This window comes from Streptomyces sp. NPDC001507 (assembly GCF_042894765.1).
Taxonomy (GTDB): Bacteria; Actinomycetota; Actinomycetes; order Streptomycetales; family Streptomycetaceae; genus Streptomyces.
In genome coordinates, this window is record NZ_JBIAVV010000006.1 from 339,184 (window position 1) to 360,883 (window position 21,700).

At 71.4% G+C, this 21,700-nt stretch carries 20 protein-coding genes and 1 pseudogene; 13 read left to right on the forward strand and 8 right to left on the reverse strand.

The window, feature by feature from the left end; all coding sequences use genetic code 11:
- Positions 1-38: 38 nt before the first annotated feature.
- Positions 39-1,463 (reverse strand): non-reducing end alpha-L-arabinofuranosidase family hydrolase, encoded by a 1,425-nt coding sequence (locus tag ACFY0K_RS21590; protein ID WP_390641166.1) that lies wholly within the window; start codon positions 1,461-1,463, stop codon positions 39-41.
- 849 nt (positions 1,464-2,312) lie between these two features.
- Here ACFY0K_RS21590 and ACFY0K_RS21595 point away from each other — a divergent pair.
- The 7 genes from ACFY0K_RS21595 (at position 2,313) to ACFY0K_RS21625 (ending at position 8,674) form a co-directional block, all read left to right on the forward strand.
- Positions 2,313-3,746, forward strand: a complete 1,434-nt coding sequence (locus ACFY0K_RS21595; protein ID WP_390641167.1) for an endo-1,4-beta-xylanase — start codon at positions 2,313-2,315, stop codon at positions 3,744-3,746.
- A 142-nt stretch (positions 3,747-3,888) separates the two neighbouring features.
- Entirely contained in the window at positions 3,889-4,008 is a 120-nt protein-coding gene (locus tag ACFY0K_RS21600) for a hypothetical protein (protein ID WP_390641168.1), read from the forward strand.
- A 214-nt stretch (positions 4,009-4,222) separates the two neighbouring features.
- Positions 4,223-4,732: an aromatic amino acid lyase gene (locus tag ACFY0K_RS21605; protein WP_390641169.1), complete on the forward strand. Its 510-nt coding sequence runs from the start codon at positions 4,223-4,225 to the stop codon at positions 4,730-4,732.
- Between the two features lie 379 nt (positions 4,733-5,111).
- Entirely contained in the window at positions 5,112-5,582 is a 471-nt protein-coding gene (locus tag ACFY0K_RS21610; RefSeq protein ID WP_390641170.1) for a hypothetical protein, read from the forward strand.
- A 539-nt stretch (positions 5,583-6,121) separates the two neighbouring features.
- Complete coding sequence (locus tag ACFY0K_RS21615) at positions 6,122-6,667, forward strand: MarR family winged helix-turn-helix transcriptional regulator (protein WP_390641171.1); 546 nt, start codon at positions 6,122-6,124, stop codon at positions 6,665-6,667.
- On the forward strand, positions 6,664-7,677 hold the full coding sequence (locus ACFY0K_RS21620; RefSeq protein ID WP_390641172.1) for a DMT family transporter: 1,014 nt from the start codon (positions 6,664-6,666) through the stop codon (positions 7,675-7,677). The genes ACFY0K_RS21615 and ACFY0K_RS21620 overlap by 4 nt, the downstream gene beginning before the upstream one ends.
- Positions 7,678-7,957: 280 nt before the next feature.
- Positions 7,958-8,674: a TetR/AcrR family transcriptional regulator gene (locus ACFY0K_RS21625; RefSeq protein WP_390641173.1), complete on the forward strand. Its 717-nt coding sequence runs from the start codon at positions 7,958-7,960 to the stop codon at positions 8,672-8,674.
- Between the two features lie 11 nt (positions 8,675-8,685).
- Here ACFY0K_RS21625 and ACFY0K_RS21630 read toward each other — a convergent pair whose 3' ends face one another.
- The gene (locus ACFY0K_RS21630; RefSeq protein ID WP_390641174.1) at positions 8,686-9,309 is read right to left on the reverse strand and encodes a hypothetical protein; all 624 of its coding nucleotides are present in this window, start codon (positions 9,307-9,309) and stop codon (positions 8,686-8,688) included.
- Positions 9,306-9,881: an RNA polymerase sigma factor gene (locus tag ACFY0K_RS21635; RefSeq protein WP_390641383.1), complete on the reverse strand. Its 576-nt coding sequence runs from the start codon at positions 9,879-9,881 to the stop codon at positions 9,306-9,308. The genes ACFY0K_RS21630 and ACFY0K_RS21635 overlap by 4 nt, the downstream gene beginning before the upstream one ends.
- A 736-nt stretch (positions 9,882-10,617) precedes the next feature.
- Between ACFY0K_RS21635 and ACFY0K_RS21640 the strand changes: the two genes are divergently transcribed.
- Positions 10,618-10,806 carry a hypothetical protein gene (locus ACFY0K_RS21640; RefSeq protein WP_390641175.1) on the forward strand — a complete coding sequence of 63 codons (189 nt, stop codon included), beginning with the start codon at positions 10,618-10,620 and terminating at the stop codon, positions 10,804-10,806.
- A 214-nt stretch (positions 10,807-11,020) separates the two neighbouring features.
- Here ACFY0K_RS21640 and ACFY0K_RS21645 read toward each other — a convergent pair whose 3' ends face one another.
- Positions 11,021-11,710, reverse strand: coding sequence for an STAS domain-containing protein (locus ACFY0K_RS21645; protein WP_390641176.1), 690 nt, complete (start codon positions 11,708-11,710; stop codon positions 11,021-11,023).
- Between the two features lie 130 nt (positions 11,711-11,840).
- Between ACFY0K_RS21645 and ACFY0K_RS21650 the strand changes: the two are divergent.
- Positions 11,841-12,149, forward strand: a pseudogene (locus ACFY0K_RS21650) (helix-turn-helix transcriptional regulator); the annotation flags it as partial.
- 99 nt (positions 12,150-12,248) lie between these two features.
- A complete protein-coding gene (locus tag ACFY0K_RS21655; RefSeq protein ID WP_390641384.1) occupies positions 12,249-12,551 on the forward strand; it encodes an STAS domain-containing protein in 303 nt (100 codons plus the stop codon).
- Positions 12,552-12,611: 60 nt separating this feature from the next.
- Here ACFY0K_RS21655 and ACFY0K_RS21660 read toward each other — a convergent pair whose 3' ends face one another.
- On the reverse strand, positions 12,612-12,839 hold the full coding sequence (locus tag ACFY0K_RS21660; RefSeq protein WP_390641177.1) for a DUF2945 domain-containing protein: 228 nt from the start codon (positions 12,837-12,839) through the stop codon (positions 12,612-12,614).
- Positions 12,840-13,187: 348 nt separating this feature from the next.
- On the opposite strand from ACFY0K_RS21660, the gene ACFY0K_RS21665 reads away from it, so the two are divergent.
- Positions 13,188-13,508, forward strand: a complete 321-nt coding sequence (locus ACFY0K_RS21665) for a DUF3040 domain-containing protein (RefSeq protein ID WP_390641178.1) — start codon at positions 13,188-13,190, stop codon at positions 13,506-13,508.
- A gap of 128 nt (positions 13,509-13,636) precedes the next feature.
- Here the strand turns inward: ACFY0K_RS21665 and ACFY0K_RS21670 are convergent, their stop codons facing one another.
- Positions 13,637-15,466: an FAD-dependent oxidoreductase gene (locus ACFY0K_RS21670; RefSeq protein WP_390641179.1), complete on the reverse strand. Its 1,830-nt coding sequence runs from the start codon at positions 15,464-15,466 to the stop codon at positions 13,637-13,639.
- Positions 15,467-15,619: 153 nt separating this feature from the next.
- Here ACFY0K_RS21670 and ACFY0K_RS21675 point away from each other — a divergent pair, with 153 nt between their 5' ends.
- Both ACFY0K_RS21675 and ACFY0K_RS21680 read left to right on the forward strand, forming a co-directional pair.
- The gene (locus ACFY0K_RS21675) at positions 15,620-16,354 is read left to right on the forward strand and encodes a hypothetical protein (RefSeq protein WP_390641180.1); all 735 of its coding nucleotides are present in this window, start codon (positions 15,620-15,622) and stop codon (positions 16,352-16,354) included.
- A gap of 24 nt (positions 16,355-16,378) precedes the next feature.
- Positions 16,379-16,816 (forward strand): OsmC family protein, encoded by a 438-nt coding sequence (locus ACFY0K_RS21680; protein WP_390641181.1) that lies wholly within the window; start codon positions 16,379-16,381, stop codon positions 16,814-16,816.
- Between the two features lie 126 nt (positions 16,817-16,942).
- Here ACFY0K_RS21680 and ACFY0K_RS21685 read toward each other — a convergent pair whose 3' ends face one another.
- Entirely contained in the window at positions 16,943-18,796 is a 1,854-nt protein-coding gene (locus tag ACFY0K_RS21685; protein ID WP_390641182.1) for an SWIM zinc finger family protein, read from the reverse strand.
- Positions 18,793-21,606, reverse strand: a complete 2,814-nt coding sequence (locus tag ACFY0K_RS21690; RefSeq protein ID WP_390641183.1) for an SNF2-related protein — start codon at positions 21,604-21,606, stop codon at positions 18,793-18,795. Before ACFY0K_RS21690 ends, ACFY0K_RS21685 begins: the two co-directional genes overlap by 4 nt.
- Positions 21,607-21,700: the final 94 nt, after the last annotated feature.

The window sequence follows — 21,700 nt, forward strand, 5'->3', positions numbered from 1 at the left end:
TGGGTGAGGCCGGCCGTCGGCGAGGTACACAGTCCGGTTCAGCGCTGCAGAGTGAGGACAGCCGGCCGCCAGGGGAGTTGGTCGTAGGGGCCGCTCGCGGTGGGGGACTTGCCCTGGTAGAGGAACTGCAGGTTGCAGGGGTCGATGGTCATGGTCTGGTCGGGGTTGTTGCGGACCAGGTCACCGTGGCTGATGTCGTTGGTCCAGCCGGCGCCGCTGTTGGCCTTGCCGGCGAAGGGGTTGCCTTCGGTGGCGGCCTGCGGGGTCCACGCGCCGTTCAGGCTGGTGGCGGTGAAGGAGCGGAAGTAGCGCTGCTCCTGCGCGCCCCGCGCCTCGACGATCATGAGGTACTGGTTCTGGCCCTGGACCTTGTAGACCTGCGGCGCCTCGAACAGGTTCTTCACCGTGTCGCTCATGACCGTCGTGTACGACGAGCCGAAGTTGCCCGGGAAGTTCCCGATCGGCATGCTCGCCCGGTAGATGTTGCCGTTGTCCCCGGCGAAGAACAGGTACATGTTCTGGCCGTCGGCGATCAGGGTCTGGTCGATCGGGGCGGCGCCCGGGATGCTGCCGGTGAACAGCGGCTGCGGCGCGGACCAGCCGTCGGGGTTGGTGGGGTCGCTCGACGTGCGGTAGACGAAGGGCCACGCACCCCACTGGTACGCCAGCACCCAGATGTTCTTGGGCGCGAAGTAGAACAGCGTGGGCGCCACCGCGGCCTGGCTCATCCCGGTCTGGCCGGCCGACGCCATGTCCGACCAGTTCGTGAAGGGTCGGAACATCATCGAGCCGTACGACGATCCCGACACGTTCGACGCGTAGACGAGGTGCTTGCCGTTGTACGTCACGTCGGTGAAGTCCTTCAGGGAGACCCAGCCGTTCGCCGGCTGCGCCAACGCACCCGTCGACGTCCACCGGTACGTCGACGGCAGAGAACACGTGCCGTTCCCCGGCGGGGTTGTCCCGGACAGGCCGGTCCACTTCTGGTTGCTGCCCCCGTTGCACGTCCAGATCTGCGCCGCTGTGCCGTTGGCCGTACCGGAGCCCGTAACCTCCAGGCAGAGCCCGGACTCCACGCCGACGACCGTGCCGTCGGAGTTCACCCGCCACTGCTGGTTGGCACCGTCGGAGCAGGTCCAGATCTGCACCCGGGTACCGGCCGCGGTGGCGTGGCCGGGAACGTCCAGGCACTTGTTGCCGTACACGGTGAGCTGGTTGCTGTCCGTCAACGTCCACTGCTGGTTGGTCCCGCCCCAGCAGTCATAGATCTGCAGATACGTGCCGTCGGTCTGGCTGGCGCCCGGCACGTCGAGACACCGGCCGGAACCGACACCGCGCAAGGCGCCGCTGGAAGCCGCCTGAGCCGGGGCGGCGACGAGCATCGCCGCCAGCGCCGCCAGGGCCGCAGCCACGGCGGCGAGGACCAGTGCTGGATGCCTGCGGCTGGAACTTCCTCTGCGCATGAATACTCCCGAGACCTTGAGTAGGCGACTACTGACGGGTTCATGACATACGCCTTGCATGTACATGGCCCTATCTGTGCGATGGAGCGGCTCAGAATGTTCGTCATGTCGAACAAGAGTCGAAGTGTCGAGCAACCCGAATATCAAGGAACCGGTGAACGGCGTCAATAGCTCTCGCACGTATCGCCACTCACGTCGAAAGATTCGCACCACCGCAGCCCGACCAGCGCGCACCACGGCGCCAACTGGCTGGCTCGTAAGCGACTTGACCCCGGAACGGGGCGATGGGCGGACGATGCAGATACTCGGTCACCCTGCCCCCAACGTCCGTGAAACCGAAATTTCGCACGCCACCGACGCCGACACCGGGGCCCGCCGTCCACTGAACCGAAGGACCGAAAGTTTCGTGCGGCAATCGGAAATTAATTTGGCCCAGAGTATTGACGATCCACGGTCACGCCTCAATCATCCCTGTCTGAGAAGCCGACCCTGGTTCGGGATTCCGGGCTGTATCGGCCAAGGCAACCCATGCGGTACGGCAGAGCCGCGCACCACATCACCTGCGCCACCCCGTTTCGTTCCGGTGAGGTCCGCACCAGCGCATCCTGGCTCTTCCGCAGTTGGAGAGGTATGCGACGCCGTGTGACGGCTTCCCGGCTGAGCCGCGATGGAGTCCCCATGCCTGTATCGAGACGTGGAACGCCCGCCGTACGTCGCCCGACGGCCGACGTGCCGGTTGGCGTCATCCCGGTCCCCATGACTGCGGTGTCCACTGATTCCTTTGCTGCCCGGACGACGCAATCCCCTGCGCTTCAGTCGATCAGCGATTTCTACCCCGGAGGCACAGTCATGGGCTCGTATGCCCTTCCCAGATCCGTCACCCGCCGGATGATCCGCGGCCTGCTGCCGGCGCTGGTCGTCGGCGTCCTCGGGACGGTCGCCGCACTGGCCGCACCGCCGACCGCACACGCCGCCGAGAACACGCTTGGCGCCGCGGCGGCACAGAGCGGCCGCTACTTCGGCACCGCCATCGCCTCGGGCAGGCTGGGCGACTCGGCGTACACGACGATCGCAAGCCGTGAGTTCAACATGGTGACGGCCGAGAACGAGATGAAGATCGACGCCACCGAACCACAGCGGGGCCAGTTCGACTTCAGCGCCGGCGACCGCGTCTACAACTGGGCGGTGCTGAACGGCAAGCGGGTGCGTGGCCACACCCTGGCCTGGTACGCCCAGCAGCCCGGCTGGATGCAGAGCCTCAGCGGCAGCTCACTGCGCCAGGCGATGATCGACCACATCAACGGCGTCATGGGCCACTACAAGGGCAAGATCGCCCAGTGGGACGTCGTGAACGAGGCCTTCGCCGACGGCAATTCGGGAGGTCGGCGAGACTCCAACCTGCAACGCACGGGCGACGACTGGATCGAGGTCGCCTTCCGCACCGCGCGCGCCGCCGACCCGGCGGCCAAGCTCTGCTACAACGACTACAACATCGAGAACTGGACCTGGGCCAAGACCCAGGCCGTGTACGCCATGGTCCGTGACTTCAAGCAGCGCGGCGTGCCGATCGACTGCGTCGGGTTTCAGTCGCACTTCAACAGCGGCAGCCCCTACAACAGCAACTTCCGCACCACCCTGCAGAATTTCGCCGCCCTCGGCGTCGACGTGGCCATCACCGAACTCGACATACAGGGCGCCTCGGCCGCGACCTACGCCAACGTGACCAACGACTGCCTGGCCGTCCCGCGCTGCCTCGGCATCACCGTCTGGGGTGTACGCGACACCGACTCCTGGCGATCGGGGGACACGCCGCTGCTGTTCAACGGCGACGGCAGCAAGAAGCCTGCCTACACCGCCGTCCTCAACGCACTCAACGGCGGCGGCTCCACGACACCCCCTGCGGATGGCGGACAGATCAAGGGCGTCGGTTCGGGCCGTTGCCTGGACGTGCCTGGAGCCGGCACCACCGACGGCACACAGCTCCAGCTGTGGGACTGCCACAGCGGCACCAATCAGCAGTGGACGTACACCGACGCCGGCGAGCTCAGGGTCTACGGCAACAAATGCCTTGACGCCGCCGGCACAGGCAACGGTTCCAAAGTCCAGATCTACAGTTGCTGGGGCGGCGACAACCAGAAATGGCGCCTCAACTCCGACGGATCCATCGTCGGCGTCCAGTCCGGCCTCTGCCTCGACGCCGTCTCAGGCGGCACCGCCAACGGCACCCTGATCCAGCTCTACTCCTGCTCGAACGGCACCAACCAACGCTGGACCCGTACCTGAGGGGGCTCGCCACAAACGAAGGGGGAAGCCGTGACAGCCCACGGTGCGGCTTCCCCCGCCCCTCCGCAAGGACATCGTTGATGGTCCCGGATCGCCGCCGTGGTGGCGGTGGCGGACCCGGACCGGTGCTCCCTGGCGGGACGTGCCCGAACGTTCTGGGCCGTGGGACCGGGTCTATGACCTGTTCCGGCGCCGGCAGCGGGACGGCACCAGGGCAAGGATCCTCACCCAGCTCCAGCCGAGGCGGACGCGAAGGGCCTGATCACCTGGGACGTCAACGTCGACTCCACCGTCTGCCGGGCCCACCGGCACGCCGCCGGGGCAACGAAAAAGGGGACCTCCAGAAAGAACCGCCCGGCGGGATCTTCGTCGAGCCGGCCGACCACGGCCTGGGACACTCCCGCGGTGGACTGACCAGCAAAATCCACAGTGATGACGGCTGGGTGGTCGCTTCGGATCTGACCCAAAAATCCACGGTGAACGCGGTGACGGTGCTCGCCAAGATCTCCGAGCACCGCACCGACCGCATGGTCAACGGCAACTTCAGCGAGCTGCCGGCCTTCCTGGCTCCGCGGCCGGGGCTCGACAGCGGCTACATGATCGCGCAGTACACGGCCGCCGCGCTGACCATGGAACTGCGAGGCATGGCGGTGCCCGCGTCGGCGGACACCGTCGCCACCTCGGCGGGTCAGGAGGACGTGGTCAGCAACGCCTACCTGGCGGCGCTGAAGGCCTGCCGTGCGGCCCGCAAGCTCAGCCATGTGGTGGCGATCGAGGTGATGTGTGCCGTGCAGGCACTCGACCTGCTCGCGCCGCGCTCGCCGTCGCCGGCCGCGGAGGCACTGCGGGCCAGGATCCGGGAGACCGTGCCGACGGTCGACGCGGACCGCGGCTTCCACGCGGACCTGGAGCACATCGCCGAACTCGTGCGAAGCGGGGAGGCACTGCGGATCGTCGAGAACGTGATCGGCCCACTGAGCCGCTGAGTTCGCCCCCCGGCGCGCCGTCCCAGCCGTGCCCGGGGCGGTGCAGCGCGGCCCCGCGGGCCTGGTTCACGGGCGGTCCGGTGTCGTCGTGGCGAGCCACAGTGTCACGATCCCGAACGGGCGCAGCACCAGGTCGGCATGGCCGTCCACCAACGCCACGGGTGATGTCGGCCGCCGGTCCCTCTGCTCAAGGAACCGCGAACAGCCAGTTGCCAACTGTGCTCCCAAGACAGCACCGCGAGGTCTTCTGGGACTGATTCCCTCGCCACGAGGGGCGAATGGACGGTCATCCGGCACGTCGCCTACAGTCACGCCAATTACGAATGATCAATCCCCCACTTCTACGGGGCCGACGCCACACCGACAAGAGGAACCCCTGGTGAGCAGCGATCCGGAGCGCACGCTGCACTATGCCGTGGACGTCACGGTGGACGATGCCTGGGCGATCATCAATTTCCTGACGCCGCGTCTGGAGTCATTGGAGCGCACCTACGATGGTGGTACGGAAGAACACCGCACGGCCGCAGCCCTCGGTGAAGCTATGTCCGTACTCTTTCTGGCACTCGAGTTGGAGATCCGAGGCCCTGGCGCAGGGCGTCACCGCAACCGGTCAGCCGCGCCGCCCGCTGTCAGCCCTTCACCGACCGAGGACGAGCGGATCGTCGAGAAGAAGCGGCGGCTCACCAGGATCGCGGAGTACTGGAACCAACTCTGCGGCATCGTTCGCCCCTGGTCCGAAAGCAAGGGTTACGACCGGGCACGGTGGCACACGGTGACCTTCCTGGACATGGCTGCTGAGGACGAACATCACCGGCGCGTCACCGACGCCGGTCTCCGGCGCACCCCATAGTCGTGAACACCGCGACGTCCGTCACAGAACTGCGGACAGACCCAGATTCAAATGGTCCCATCATCCCCGCTGCTCCTCGTCGAGCTGGGCGAAGAGGGCTGGCGTCTGGCGTCCCATTGCCTGCTCGACCAGAGCAGGCTGGCCGATCCGGGTCCGGCGGAACACCCCCGGGTCGGGGGAGGCGTGGAAGCCGGTGATGCGGGTGGCGTAGCGGTAGAGGTGGACGGGGCGCCCTGTTTCAGGTTCAGGGCGTGGGTGCCTGCCGTGAAGCGGACCGGTGCCTGGGTGGTGTGCAGGTACTGCGAGGGCGTCGGCAGGCCGATCGCCCCGGGGTAGGTGCTGGAGGTCGGCCTTGCGCGCAGGCGGCCCGCGGCCGTGGCCGCCACCGGGACCGCTGCCGGGCGGGATCTTCCTTTGCCGGTACCGGTGCAGGTGCAGGCTCCCTCAAGTCGTCCGGAGCCGCACCGGCACCGCATGTCCGTGCGGGCGCGGTGAAGGGGCCGTTGACACTCATGCATGAGTCATACATGGTGGATCCCATGGGTATGGACTCCATGGCCGGGGACGGCCGGACGGGGAACCTGCTGGGTGCCCTGGTCACCGCGCTGGGTGACGCGCAGCGGATGGCGAGCGAGGGTGTGGCGGGGCAGAGCGGGGCCACCCCGGCCGCCCTCACCTACCTGTTGCAGGAACCCGGCGCCGGCATCGACCAGATCTCCGGCCCGCTCGGGCTGACCCAGTCCGCCGCCACCCGGCTGGTGGACCGGCTGGAGCGCGACGGCAAGGCGCGACGGGAGCCGGGCGCCACCGGGCGGAAGGTGTCCGTCTTCCTCACCCCGGAGGGAACACGTGAGGCCGGGCGACTGCTGGAGCTGCGGCGCGGTCTCATGGGGGACGCGCTGTCCGTGCTCCGCCCGGACGAGAGAACGGTCCTGACCGGCCTCATCGAGCGGATGCTGGCCCACCTGACCACCGACGCCGACCACGGACAGCGCATCTGCCGCATGTGCGCCCTGGACGAGTGCCCCAGGCAGTCGTGCCCGGTCGACACCGCGGCCGTCGCCCGGCCGGAAGGACCGTCATGAACAGGACCTTCCGGCTGCGGCCGGGTCGCAGCAGGTTACGGACGGGCGCCGTGGCCGGGCTGCTGCTCGTCACCGCCGTCTGGGGCGCCACGTTCCTGGTCGTCAAGGACGCCACCGTCGGCATGGCCGTCTTCTCCTTCCTGACCTGGCGGTTCGCCATCGCCGCCGTGGTGATGGCCGCGATCCGCCCGTCGGTCGTCGGCCGTGTCGACCGCGGCACACTGGGGCGCGGAGCGGCGGCCGGTTTCCTGCTGGGCATGGCGTACATCCTGCAGACCCTGGGCCTGCAGCACACGTCGGCGGCCGTCAGCGGCTTCCTCACCGGCCTCTTCGTCGTCCTCACCCCGCTCCTGGCCTGGCTGCTGTTCCGCCAGCGCCTCTCCCCGCTCGCGTGGACGGCGGCACTGACCGCGACCGCCGGCCTGGCACTCATCACGCTCAGCGGTGTCTCGTTCGGCTCGGGGGAGGCGCTCACCCTGCTGTGTGCCGTCTGCTTCGCGCTGCATCTGCTGGCATTGGGACGCTGGTCCCCGGGAAGGGACGCCTACGCGCTCACCGTGGTCCAACTGGCCACCGCCGCGCTGATGTGCCTGATCGGCACCGTCCCGCACGGCGTGCGGATCCCGCACGACGCCGGCGCCTGGACGGCGGTCCTGGTCACGGCGGTGCTGGCCTCGGCCTTCGCCTACATGGTGCAGACCTGGGCGCAGAAGCATGTGACGGCGACCCAGGCCGCGGTGATCCTCACCATGGAACCGGTCTTCGCGGGCCTGTTCGCCGTGTTCGCCGGCGGCGAGCGCCTCACCTTCTCCACCCTGGCCGGTGGCACCCTCGTGGTGACGGCGATGTTCCTGGTCGAGGTCCCCGGATCGACCTCCGGGACCTCCGGGACTTCCGGGACCTCCGGGACCTCCGCGGCCGACGAGCCGTCAGCCGGATCCGGCGCGGCACGTCCGCAGGGCGGTGAGGCTCAGGGCAACCCGCAGCTGTGGGCGAAGGAGACGAGCTGAGCGCGGTCGCGCACATTGAGCCTGTGCCTCGGCCGGGAGATGTGTCCCCGCGCCGCCGCCCTGACCGCGGTGAGAAGCTGCTCACCCCCCGTCTCCTTTTCCGGCCGATCCGTTCCGTGCCGGGTTCCGGGCTGTCAGGGGTGACCGTCCGGTCCTGGACGAACCCGGTTCCCCGGGTGGGCCGGGCCGGTCCCGATGCGTGATCGGCCCGGCCCACCCGGGCGGCGCGGCCGTACGATGTGCCAGGACGAACGTACGGCCCCGAAAGTGAGACCTCCGCATGGCGGCACCCCCCGCATCCGGTGAAGCCGGCGGTTCCGGTGGGGCGCGTAGGCCCAGGCCACGGCGTGACCGCGAGCTGAACCGCGGCAAGCTCCTGGCCGCCGCACGCGAGGTGTTCCGTGATCACGGCCTGAAGGCGACCCTGGACGACGTCGCCCGCCATGCCGGGCTCGGGGTGGGGACGGCCTATCGCCACTTCCCCAACAAGCAGGCCCTGATCGACGAGCTGGTCGACGACATGTTCGCGCGCGTCGAGGATGCCACCCGGGAGGGGGCCGAGGACGCCGACGCCTGGCGCGGGCTGACGGTCAGCCTGGAGCGGGTGGCCGAACTGCAGGCGCTCGACCGCGGCCTGCGCGAGGTCGTGCTCCACAGCGACCGCACGGTGCCGGCGGGGCTGCGCCACCGGGAGCAGATCAGGCGCAACGTCGATCTCGTCGTCGAGCGGGCCAAGGAACAGGGCGTCCTGCGCGCGGACGCGGAGCCCTGGGACCTGGTCGTGATGCAGCAGATGCTGGCCGCGGTGACCGAGCGGAGCGGCCGGCCGGACCTGTGGCGGCGCTATCTGAGGCTGTTGCTGGACGGCCTGCGGGTCGGTCCCGAGCACTCGGAGCCGCTGCCCTGCGGGGACTACGGCAAGCGGTTCGACCCGTCTGGACCGAACTGGACCGGCCCGCCGCCACCGGGCACGGACGGACCCACCGGCCGAGGGTAGGTTTTCGGATTTCAGAATGCCTGGCGGAACTGCTGCCAGGTCTCGTCCGAGACCCAGTTCGCGCCGCAGCGGGGAATCGTGCCGTCCTTTTCGGCGGCCACGATGTAGTGCCCACCGACCGTGAACGTCAGCCGCTCCGGAAGGTCGGGGTCGCTGCTCAGCAGGACCGTCCGCGAGCCGCCGCCGCGCAGCCAGTGATCGACGTGAAGGGTGACCAGGGGCCCCTTCACGGAGGTGACCGTCCCGTAGAAGAGGGTCGGGTATCCCGCCAGCTGGTCGGGAACGGGTGCCTGGCACTTGCCGAGGGCGGCGCTGCCGGGGAGGGTCAGGTTCAGCGGGGCACCGTCCGTGGCCGGGTGACCGCTGCCGGAGTTCGCCGCGATTCCCGCGGTGATGCCACCTCCCAGAAGCAGGGCGGCAGCCGCCGCGAGCCCGAGGAGACTTCGGCGTCCCCTTCCTGCGGTGGCCTTCGGCGTTTGCGTGGGGCCGGTGGCGGTGTTTTCCGACCGGAGCACGAATTCGGATTCGGTGTTCAAGGCATCCTCCACAAGACGAGTGAGGTCGGGCGGCGGAGCTTTCGAGGTCAGTGCCGGATCCGCGTCCCTCAGCAGGGTCAGCAGCTCGTCGTCATTCACTGACTGCTCCTTCCTTCGCTCATCTTGTGTCCGGGGCGTTCTGCGTTCTTTCGCCCGGGCTGCATTTTTTCGGCGAGTTTCTTTTTCGCCCGGTGCAGCCGCATGCTCACCGCATTGGGGGTCAGGCCGGTCACTTCGGCGATCTGACGTGGCGCCAGCTCCTCCCAGGCCCACAGGCGCACCACCTCACGGTCCAGCTCACCGAGCGCGGCGAGCGCGACGTGCAGGTCGCTGTGATCGGTGTCGGCCGCCACGGGGGCCGGCTGTGTGTGCATCAAGCGCTCCACCAGACGGAGCCTGCGGCCGTCCGCGCGGCGGGCGTTGGCCAGGCAGCCGCGTGCCACCCCGTAGCACCAGGGCAGCACGTCGTCGCGGTCGGGCGGTGCGGCGGTTCCGAGTCCGGGCACGTGGTCGATGCGACGCCACAGCACCAGCATGGTCTCGGACAGGACGTCCTCGACCATGTCGGGGGCCGTTCGGCGCAGCAGATACCGGTGCAGGGGCTCCGCCACCACGTGCGCCAGACTCTCGAAGCGCGCGCGCCGCTGCCGACGCGTCTCCTGTTCCGTCATGGATTCCACGACCCGTCCGTGTCCGGCACCGGTCGGTTCCTTTCACCGGGAACGCCGTCGGCTGCTGAGGAAACGCCCGGTGCCCTCCCCCGCGGCCGTCCAAAGGTCCCGTACGGCTGCGACCGTACCCGTCCCGCACCGTACGGCAGTTGCCGTACCGCCCGGTGACGGTGCCCGGGGATGTGCGGGCGGGCTGCGGACGACACCTTGGGCACGTCGAACTCGACGCCATTTTGCGACCCTTCGTCTTTCGCCCCACCACATCCCCATGCCATTGCGCGGACCGGCCGGAGCATTTCGGATACGGCCGCGGGAGGACAGAAAACGCAACGCCTATTCCTCGGCCTCGCCGCCGCCTCACTCGTGCTCGGGGCCACCGCCTGTGGATCGTCGGGCGGTTCCGGTGCTTTCGCGTCAGCCGGTGACGGCCTCACGCACGTCAAGGTCGGAGTCACTCCGATCGTCGACGTGGCCCCCCGTCTACCTCGGACGGCTACATCGCGCACATCGGCCGGTCCCGTCTGGTGCCGGCCTTCGACGACAAGGCCCTGTCGGAGCCGGAGCCGGGTTACTTCGGCGACGAGACCCACGACGCCCGGCACTTCACCGACTTCGGCCTCCGGTACGCGACCGGCGACAGGACCGCCGGGGTCGACGGCGACATCCCGCACAAGGTCATGCTGACGAACCCGATGGCCTACCTGCAGCGGCGCAACCCGCGGCGGGCGAGGCACTGGTGGCTGCGCATCGGCACCAGCGACACCACGCACTCCCTGACCGCCATCACAACCTCGCCCTCAAGTCGCAGAACCTCGGCGACGACGTCAACCTCAAGATGTACTGGGACGGCGGCCACGGCGCCAACGAGGACCCGGGCGACCTGATCAGGTGGATGGGCGAGATCACCGGCTACACCGCCGGGTAGCACGACGGGCGGGCCCGGCCGCCGGCATGGTGTGTGCCTTCGCGGCACGCTCGAACGGCAGCGTCCTGGCAACTCGCAGGTCCAGCCGGCCGCTCACGACCAGCGGACCGGCTCGGTGAACTCGGCGGCGTCCGCACGCGCCTGCACCAGGCCGACCCTGACACCGCGCACGGCCCCCTCGTTCCGGCCTGGCCGGCACCGGCGGGACCGGCCGTCAAGCGCACGCCCGCCGTACCGCTCGTTCGGTGCGGACGGTCCGGTGCGGCCGGCCTCCGGTCCCGCGGGCTGTCGCAACGGCTGCGGTGAGCTCCTTCTGGACGCGATCCGGCAGCGAAGCGCCGTGCACGGTCGTCAGCACGTCCCTGGCGAGGTCGTGCAGTTTGGTGTCGGTCTTCCGGGAAGTCGTGACCAGCACCTCCCACGCCACGTCCCGGTTCAGACCGAACGTGGCCATGAGTACCCCGCGCGCCAGGTCGATGTCCGCACGGGTGCGCGTGGCACGGCGAAGGTGCACCACCCCGGTCCGCAGACGTCCGTCGCCCGCCGCCGGCGGAACGGGGGCGGCGGACGCGGCCGCTCCGTCGGGGGCGGCGGAGAACAGGGCGTAGGTGCCCGTCAAGGTCAGCAGGCGCTCCACGGCGGGGCTGACGGCGGTGACGGTGATCGCCTTCCCCGCGGCGACCGCCTGGGCACGCGCGGCCAGCAGTTCGTTGAGCGCGCTGCAGTCCGCGAACGTCACCCTGCCGAGATCCAGGTCCACACCCGCGGCGGACCTCACAAGGGCGTCGTGCAGTGTGCGCCGGAGCTCGTGGCTGTTGTCGAGACAGAACTCGCCGCTCACGCTGATGGTCACACGGCCGCCGCCCTCGCTCACGAACGGCGCTTCCTCGGACGGTCTCAGCATGATCGCCTCCTCTGCATGTGCCCCCTCAAGCGTCGTACGCTCCCCCCTGACCCGTCAAGGTGTACGTGAACTTCAGTTCGTGTTTTTGCCTGCGTGAAAAAACAGTCGTACGATTTGGGCCATGGTGGCAATCGACGGGGTCCCTGAGCCGCACACCGGCTGGACGTTCGTGACAAGTCACGCGCGCGTCCTGGCCAGCATCGCCGACAACCACAGCGCGCGGATCCGGGACATCGCGGCTCGCTGCCGGCTCACCGAGCGAGCGGTCCAGAAGATCATCTCGGACCTGGAACGGGACGGTTACCTCTCCCACACCCGCAGCGGCCGCTCCAACCACTACCGGATCGACCCGAGCAAGGTGCTGCGCCATCCCGCCGAGGCGGGCCTGACGGTGGCCTCCCTGCTGTCGTTGCTGGTCAGGGACGAGGCCGAACGCCAGGGCACGGCCACGGGAGACGACGGGGGCACGAGCCGTGGGCCGGGGAGCGAGGACGACCGTTCAGCCGAGGCGGGGCGCGCGCAGACGGGGACGTCCGGGATGACCCGGTACGAGTCGCACGGTTTCGGGGTGTTCGTGGCCCACGGCGCCTACGACGCCGCCTCGATCGCACCGCTGGCGGACGCGCTGCGGGCAGCCGCCGACAAGTTCTCCCGGGTGGTGATCGACGCCCGCGCGGTCAGCTTCGCCGACTCGACCTTCCTGAATCTGCTGATCAGCACCCACCACACGACCGACCTGCGCGTGGTCGCGCCGTCGTCACAGCTGCGGCGCCTGCTGGAACTCACCGGCGCCGACAAAGCCCTCAAGGTCCAGGCCAGCCTGGAGGAGGCCACGGCGTGACCCGTTCCCGTCCTGGCCCGCTGTCAGGGCGGTCCGGGCCGAACAGGCGTCCGTGCCGGCTCACTTCTTCTTCAGCGCGGACGGCTTGTGCACCGCGGACCGCCCGGACTTGCCGCTGCGCACCTGGTACTGCGGTTCGTCCGGTGACGCGTCCACCGTGCGGCCCGCGGCCTCGGTACGCTCGGTGATCTTCTCCTCCACTTCACCCTCGGCCTGTCCGCCGTGACTCTCCCAGGTCACCTCGTCGCCCTTTTTCAGCTCCTTGCCCGCACCCCGTCTCCGAGCCATACCGGCACTCCTCCGCATACTTTGGGTCGTTTCTCCCAGGGTGCGGGCATCGCGCCGGCACCGCATCGTCACGGCCGTCCAGCCGCAGTCGTGCATGAAATGCGCGCCGGCGGACATCCGGGGAACGTGACATCCGAGGCCTGAACCGGGCGCCGCGGCTGCCATCCGGCGCGGGCCGCCCGGTACCACGGTCTCGCTCACGCTTGCCGATCAGGGTCTGTGGTCGGACACCGGGAGGCGTCGGCCGGCCTGCGCGGGGAACCCGTCGGGCCATCCGCACTCAGGACTCCCGCACCGGCCGGAGCGGAGAAGTCCCGTGCCCCGCGCCGGACGAATGAGGTACTCACCGTGGAAAGCCGAAACGACCCCGAAGGCGTCGCGCTGTCGCCGCACGAGCGCCTCGCGCTGTGGGGTATCGAGGCAGGACTTCGCCAGGACCGGCGTCTCGCGCGACGGATGCGCCACCCGGGCACACGGCCGGCGTGGCTGCCCCTGTCGGTCGCCGTGCTGACCTGTGTCTCGTTGCTTCTGCTGGTGACCGGGATACTCACCTCGGACCTGACCGCCCTGTGGTGCCTTGCCGCGCTGTGGCCCGTCACCGTCCTGCTGGCTTTCCGGATGCTGCGACGTGCGGCCGACGCCGGGGGCCGGTCCAGGACATGGCCGTGAGCTCGCCGAAGGGGCGTCGAGGACGTCGTCCACGCCGAGTTGCAGCTGACCGGCCGGCCGTTCACGCGCCGGCGCCGTGCAGGTGCACGCCCTGGGGGACGGTGGCCCGCAGTTCTTGACGACAGGACCTAGCCCAGGTCGAAGGTGTTGGGCAGGCCCAGCCGGTAGCGCACCTCGTCGACGCGTTTCAGGGGCTCCAGCTCCGGCGGCCGGAACAGCTCCCACAGGTGACACCGTTCCGCGTCCGAACCGTCCGCGTCCAGCAGGGCGTTGACGGCGCGCCGGGCGGACTCGTTGGCGCCCTCCATGGTCGCGAGGTCCACGTCGGTGCGGATGTAGTCGCCCGCGAGGAAGAGGTTCGGCACCGCCGTCCTCGCCGACGGGCGGTGGTAGAGCGTGCCGGTGGGGTGGATGAGGAGCTGTTCGCGGTTGCGCGGGTCGGGCCCGCCGAGGCCCGTCACCGCCGGGTCCATGAACCAGCCGAGCCGGTCCTCGTCCCTGAGCGTCGTCTTGCCCGAGTCGTTCAGCCCGTCCTTCAGCTGAGCCCACAGTTCGGCGACGATCTCGTCCTTGGTGCACTCACGGGCGGTCTTGCCGTACAGGATGCCGGGCTTGTCCCACTCGGAGATGATCGTGGACAGGCACTCGTGGGCCTGCCCGTCTCCGTAGTCGCGTGCGAAGTCCCGCACGTCCCAGAACTGCGTCTGGCCGATTCCGGTGACCGCCCAGGGCGAGTCGAGGCAGTTGATGTGGCCGTGCACGACCGGGGTCGGTGTGCGCAGGTAGAACATCACGCCGGTCATCCAGTCCGTCTTCAGCGCGTCGCACCGCCCGAGCTGCGGGTCGGCGGCGCGCAGGGCCGCGCCCCAGGTCGCGCGCGCGTGCTCGACCGGGAGGGCGCAGACGTAGTGGTCGGCGGTGACGGTACGCTGCCGGCTGCCGTCGCGGGCCGCCACCCGTACGCCGGTCACCCGGCCCCCGTCGTACACGATCTCCCTGGCCTCGGTGCCGAGCACGAACTCCACGCCCAGGGAGCGCAGATGGGTCTCCCACGGGTCGATCCAGGCCTCGCTGGTCGGGGCGTTCAGCACCCGGTCGACGTCCGCGTCGCCGTCCATGCCGCGGCCGAGCAGGCCCCACAGGATGAGGGCCTCGATGATGACGCGGCCGACGGTGCGGGTGGAGGCGACCTCGGCGCGGGTGGCGACGAGGTTGCGGGTCTGGCCGATGCCGAGGAGCACCTGGTACTCGCGGCTCATCTCGCCGGCCCGGATGAAGTCCCACCACGCGACCTTCTCCCACTCGTCCTCGCGGCGGGCGTCGCAACTGGTGAGGTGGACCAGGAGGCGGTCGGCGAAGTAGGCGGCCTCGTGGGCGGGCAGGTGGGTGCCGAGGTCCAGCACCGACAGGACCTGGTCGCGGATCCAGGACGGGGTGAGGTCGCCGGGGGCGGGCGGGGTGGTGACCCGGCGGAGCGGGAAGTGCAGGTCCGGGCGGCCCGAGTCGCGTGCGAACAACTCCTCCGTGCCGTTGCGGAGGTTGCCGTGGACGCCGGTCGCGCTGCCGGGGAAGGGGATGCGGCGCATGGTGTCCGGCAGGTTCCGGTAGAAGCCGGGGAAGAAGCGGAAGCCGTGCTCGCCGGGGAGCGGCTTGCGGCCGCCCGTTCCGGTCCCGGGGACGTCCATCGAGCGGGCCTTGCCGCCGAGGGCGTCGTAGTACTCGTAGACCGTGACCTCGTAGCCGCGTTCGGCGAGTTCGTGAGCGACGCTGAGGCCGGAGACTCCGCCGCCGAGGACGGCGACACGCTTGCCGGAGGCGGCGACCGCGCTGCCGGCGGCCCCTAAGGCGCCGACCGCTCCGGCGGCCGCTCCGGCGACCACTCCCCCGCCCGCGGCCAGGAAACGCCTGCGGCTGTGCCCGCCGTGCCCCTGAGACTGCTGCGCGTGTTCTGTTGTCATGAGAACCGGAGCGTAGGGAGGGGCTCCGGCGGCCGGAAGCCCTCCTCGCCGTCGCCTACAGCATCCTCACAAACGCAAAGAGACGGCGGCGCCCGGCGGCGCGGCGGCCGGGCCGGTCGGTGGATCTGTGCGGGGCTCGGGACAATCATGAGCATGAACGACCGAATGTCCGACGCCGAGAACCGGCTGGCGAGGATCGAAGGGCTGCTGGAGAGCGGCGAGCGCGGCGTGGTGCCCGCGTGGCGCAGGGCCACCCGGGGCGAGCCGCGGTGGGCGGTGACCGCCGTGATACTCGTGGCGATCGCCCTGCAGGTGATGCTGCCGCGCCGGCTCGTCTTCCAGCCGTACTGGGCCCTGCCGGTCCTGGAGGTGGTGCTCCTGGCCGGCGTCATCGCCGGCAACCCCCGGCGGGTCGAGCCCCGCACCCGGTGGCTGCGGCTGCTGGGCCTGGTGCTGATGGGAGTGATCAGCCTGGCCAACGGCTGGTCGGCGGCCCGCCTGGTGGTGGGGCTCGTGAACGGCACCGAGGGCCGTGACGCCGGGCCGCTGCTGCTGACCGGCGGGGGCATCTGGCTGACCAACGTCATTGTGTTCGCCCTCTGGTACTGGGAGTGGGACCGCGGCGGGCCGATGGCACGGGTCCTCGGTCGGCACCAGTACCCGGACTTCCTCTTCGTGCAGATGCAGAGTCCGGAGACCGCGCCGCGGGACTGGGAGCCGGGCTTTCTCGACTACCTGTACCTGTCCTTCACCAACTCCACCGCGTTCAGCCCGACCGACGTGATGCCGTTGTCGCGCTGGGCCAAGATGCTGATGATGCTGCAGTCCTCGGTCTCCCTGGTGACGGTGGTCCTGGTGGTGGCGCGGGCCGTCAACATCCTGCGCTGACGGCCGGTGCCCTAGGTTCGTCCCATGAGCTCCACGAACGAAGACTCCCTGCGCCTCGTCACGGTCGAGCGCACCGGCACCGGCCGTTTCACCGCCACGAACGCCCGCGGCGGCACCATCGCCTTCGAGATCGGCGACGGCACCGGATTCACCCCGGTCGAGCTGCTGCTCGCCGCGATCGGAGGCTGTACGGCGGCGGACGTCGACGTGTCCACGAGCCGTCACGTCGAGCCGGCCGCGTTCACCGTCACGGTCAGCGGCCACAAGGTGAGCGACGAGGACGGAAACCGGATGACGGACCTGGCGGTCGCCTTCTCCGTCGGCTTCCCGGCCGGCGCGGCCGGCGACCGCGCCCGCGCGATCCTGCCCCGGGCGGTCGCCGTCTCCCACGACCGGCTGTGCACGGTCAGCCGCACGATCGAGGCCGGTACCCCGGTCGCCGTGTCGGTCGAGGAGGCCTGACGTCCGCCGCCGCGCGGGGCCGAGGGACTGGGAGCAGCCGCCTGCGCCGTCGCTCCGTGGTGGCGGTGCCCGGCGCGGACGCCACGAGCCGGGAGCCGCAGCCGGCCGACGGCACAGCCGCGATGCTCAGACGTCGTCCGACGCGCCAAGGCCCGTCAGCGCGCCCACCGGGTCCAGGTCGGGGGTGCCTCTGGGCCACCAGTCGTCGTGGCCCGGCTCCGACTCGTAGGCGTACCACAGGCCGTCGCGGCCGAAGCGGAGCTGGAGATGGCCGCCGGGGTGGGTGAGGTGGTTGTGCCACGGCCGGAAGGCCGGGAGGTCGGCGGCGAGGAGCAGCGGCCGGGCCCGGTCGAAGCGCCCGGCCGGGGGGTCCCAGGGCTCCTCCAGTACGGCCAGCCCCTCAAGGCCGCCCTGCCGCCAGGCGGCGACCGCGCGGGCCAGGTCACCGGGGGTACGGCCGACGGCGTCCGCGAGGGTGGCGTAGAGGGCGCGGGTGGACGCCGTCAGGCCGGAACCGGGGCGGGCCGCGGCGAGCCGCACCGCGTCCTGCCAGAGGGTCAGGTCGCCGACCGGGTCGTGTCCGGTGGTGAGCAGGGCGTGGGCGCGGGCGGCCGCGTCGGTGGCCAGCTGGTCCAGCGCGAACGGGTCCGGGCCGCCGGGCACCGCCGGATACACCGGCGGCTGCTCGGGGTGCGCCGGCAACGGCAACGGAGGCGGCAGCGGCGGGAGCTGACGCGGTACGAGGGCCTCGGTGGCCCGGATGCCCGGCAGCGCGGCCGGCCGCCGCTCCCGGGCCGTGCGGGCGGCGTTGCGCCGGGCCAGCACGTCCAGTACCTCGCGCTCCCCGCGGCCGCGCAGCAGGAGCAGCACGAACGGGTCGGCGTCCAGCAGACGCGCGGTCTGGTAGCAGAGGGCGGCCGCGTGCTTGCAGGGGTGACCGAAGTCGGGGCAACTGCAGCGGGGTTCGAGCTCACCGGGCCCCGGCAGCAGCGGAACCCCGCTGTCGGCAAGGGTCTGCGGCAGCTCCTTGTCGAGCAGCGCCGCGATGTCGGCGGGCCGGTCGGCGGCGGCCTCCAGCAGCCGCTCCCACTCGTCCTCGCCGAAGGTCCGCAGCCGCAACTGCACGCGGTACGGCCGGGGCCGGCTGCCCTGCACGTACGCCAGGACCAGTCCCGGGGTCACGGTGATGGCGTCCACGTGCCCGCGCTCGGCGTAACTCCGTCCGCGCCCAAGCCGCTTCACGTCCAGTGCGCCCTCTTCGAGCGCCCGCACCCAGGCGTTGCCCCACCAGGTCTCGGCGAACCCCGAAGCAGCGGCGGGGGCGGGGGCATGGGACGGGAGGGACGGGAAGGTACGGCGGAGTTCGGTGTCGCGGTGGGGGGTGCCCATGGTGCGCGGGAGGTGGGGGGTGGCGGCGGGTTCGGGCTCAGACGGCCCCGGCCCCGGCCCAGACGGTTCCGGCTCGGCCTCGTCCCGTGGCATCCGGAACGCGGTCGTCAGGAACTGCTTCAGGTCATGGGCGGTGCGACCGCGAGCTGCGGACACCGGGGCCGCAGAGGACGGCGCAGGCGGCGACGGCGGTCGCCGTACCGGGCGGGCCGCGGACTGTCCGGAAGCTGCCGACTCAGCCGCCTCCTCGACCCGCCTCGCCTCCGCGCGCGCCGCCCGCAGCGCCGCCCGCGCCACGTCACCGGGACGGCCGCCCGGCGGTACCGCGGCGGAGGCGCCGGTGCCGGCCTGCTCGGTCCGGTCGGCAACGGCGTCGGGCTCGCCCCCGGGCTCGGCGTCCCCCTGCTCCGCCTCCTTCGCGGCGGCAGCCACCCGCAGCGCGCGCCGCGCGGCGTCCCCCGGCCTCGGCACCCGTTCTTCCTCTCCCCCGTCCGGAGCCACCCCGTCGCCCCCGGTCTCCGCCTCGCGCGCCCGCGCCGCCCGCAACGCACGCCGTGCCGCGTCCCCCGGCCGCTCCTCGCCCGCGCTCATGACGTCCTCCGCAACGACACCAGGTCGGACAGCTCACGGTCCGTCAGTTCGGTCAGGGCGGCTTCACCGGAGCCCAGGATCGCGTCGGCGAGGGCGCGCTTCGCCTCCAGCATCTCGGCGATGCGGTCCTCGACGGTGCCCTCGGTGACCAGACGGTGCACCTGGACGGGCTGGGTCTGGCCGATGCGGTAGGCCCGGTCGGTGGCCTGTTCCTCGACCGCCGGGTTCCACCAGCGGTCGAAGTGGACGACATGGCCGGCCCTGGTGAGGTTGAGGCCGGTGCCCGCGGCCTTGAGGGAGAGGACGAGGACCGGGGTCGCGCCGCTCTGGAAGCGGTCCACCATGCGCTCCCGCTCCGGCACCGGGGTGCCGCCGTGCAGCAGGTCGACCGGGACCGCGCGGGCCTGGAGGTGCGCGGTGATCATACGGGCCATGCCGACGTACTGCGTGAAGACGAGCGCCGACCCGTCCTCGGCGAGCACGGTGTCCAGCAGCTCGTCCAGCAGGGCGAGTTTGCCGGAGCGGGCGGCCAGGCCCTCGATGCGGCTCTGCTCCTCCTTGAGGTACAGCCCGGGGTGGTCGCAGATCTGCTTCAGGGCGCCGAGGAGCTTGAGTACCAGGCCGCGGCGCGCGATGCCGTCGGCCGTCTCGATGGCGAGCAGCGACTCGCGCACCACCGCCTCGTACAGCGCGGCCTGTTCGCGGGTGAGCGGGACCGGGTGGTCGGTCTCGGTCTTGGGCGGGAGTTCGGGCACGATCCCGGGGTCGGACTTCTTGCGGCGCAGGAGGAAGGGGCGGACCAGCCGGGCGAGCCGCGCCACGGCCTCGTCGTCATCGCCGTTCTCCACGGCGCGCGCATGCCGGGCGCGGAAGGACTTGAGCGGGCCGAGGAGTCCGGGGGTGGTCCAGTCGAGGAGGGCCCACAGCTCGGAGAGGTTGTTCTCCACGGGGGTGCCGGTGAGCGCCACGCGCGCGGGGGTGGGGATGGTGCGCAGGGCTTTCGCGGTGGCCGAGTAGGGGTTCTTGACGTGCTGTGCCTCGTCGGCGACGACCATGCCCCAGGGCTGTTCGGCGAGCCGGCTCGCGGCGGCGCGCATGGTGCCGTACGTGGTGAGGACGAAGCCGCCGGCGAGGCCGTCCAGGGTGCGGTCGGGGCCGTGGAAGCGGCGGACCGGGACGCCGGGCGCGAACCGGGCGATCTCCCGCTGCCAGTTGCCGAGCAGCGAGGCCGGGCAGACCACCAGGGTCGGCTCGGTGCGGGCACGCTTGAGGTGCAGGGCGATGACGGTGATCGTCTTGCCGAGGCCCATGTCGTCGGCGAGGCAGCCGCCGAGGCCCAGGCCGGTCATCAGGTCCAGCCAGGCCAGGCCGCGGAGCTGGTAGTCGCGCAGGGTGGCGTGCAGGCCGGCGGGCGGCTCGGCCGGCCGGACGCCGGCGGTGAGGCGGTCGCGCAGGGACGCGAGGAGGCCGACGGGGACCGCCTCGACCCGCTGGCCGTCCACCTCTGCCTCGCCGGTGAGCGCCACGGAGAGCGCGTCGACCGGGTCGAGCACGCCCAGTTCGCGCCTGCGTGCCTTGCGGACGAGGGCGGGGTCGACGAGCACCCAGCGGTCCCGCAGCCGCACGACCGGGCGGTGGGCCTCGGCGAGGGCGTCCATCTCGGCGTCGCTGAGCGGGTCGCCGCCGAGCGCCAGCTGCCAGCGGAACTGGAGCAGTTCCTCGCTCTCGAAGAAGCCGGTGCCGTCGGTGGCCGAGCCGGGGGCGGGCCGGACCACGGCCGCCGCGGTCAGGTCCTGGGCCAGGTCCCGGGGCCAGTGCACGGCCACCCCGGATGCCGCGAGCCTGGTCGCCGCGACCCCGAGCAGCTGCCCGAGCTCCTCCTCGGAGAGCGCGAGGACGTCCGGCACGTCCTGTTCCGCCAGGCGGGCCAGCGGCGGCCACACCCGCGCCGCGCGGCGCACGGCCAGCGCCGCGTCCACGCGCGCGCGGGGGCCGAAGGCGGCGTCGGAGGTCCCCGACCACAGTGCCGCCGCGTCGGTCACCAGGGTCGGGTCGGCCAGGCTGTGCACCTGGACGATCGCGGCTCCCGCACGGCGCGCGCCCTCGCCGTCGTCGAACAGGTCGTAGGCCGACAGGTCCAGGCGCAGCGAGATCCGCACGCCCGCGTCCATGCCGGCGGCGACCTCCGCGGCCCACTCCTGGGCGTCGGGCAGCCGCTGGGCTTCGCGGGCGGCGAAGGGCCGGCCCGCCGTGTGCTGCGCGGCCGGGGTGCGGGGCAGTGTGTCGGCGACCGCGTCCAGGAAGGAGCGGATCAGTGCTTCCGGCTGGGGCAGCAGGAGCGGACCGGGGCCGGGCAGCGGGACGGCGTGGCCCTCGGCGGGCAGGGCGGCGGCCACCGCGCGCAGGTGGGCGATGTCGGCCGGCTCCAGGGGGCCGGCCCGCCAGGCGTCGTGTCCTGCCGGGGTGAGGCCGGGCAGCAGCCGGCCGCGGGCGGCGAGCCGCAGGGCGTGCAGGGCGGCGGCGCCCCAGCAGGCGGTGGCGGGGTGGGCGGCCGGGTCGCGGCGGGCCCGGACGAGCACCGGGAGGGCGGCGGCGAGCGGCAGGGTGAGCGCGGGCACCTGCCGGCGGCGGACCCCGGTGGCGCCGTGCGGTCGTACGACCGTGAGCTCCTCGGTCGCGGTGGCGGGCAGCGGGTCCCCGGCGGGGTCCCAGAAGGCCATCCGGCCCCGGCGCGGGAGGCCGGCGGGCAGGTAGACCGCCGCCAGGCGCACCGGTACGTCCACGTCGGCCCCGGCCGTCGTGCCGCTCATACGTTCTGCCACCTCCCGCCCGCCCGTCGGATCAGACGTCTTCGACTGTACGGGCGGGGTCTGACAATCGGCCCCGGCGGCCTGCCGGGGGGTG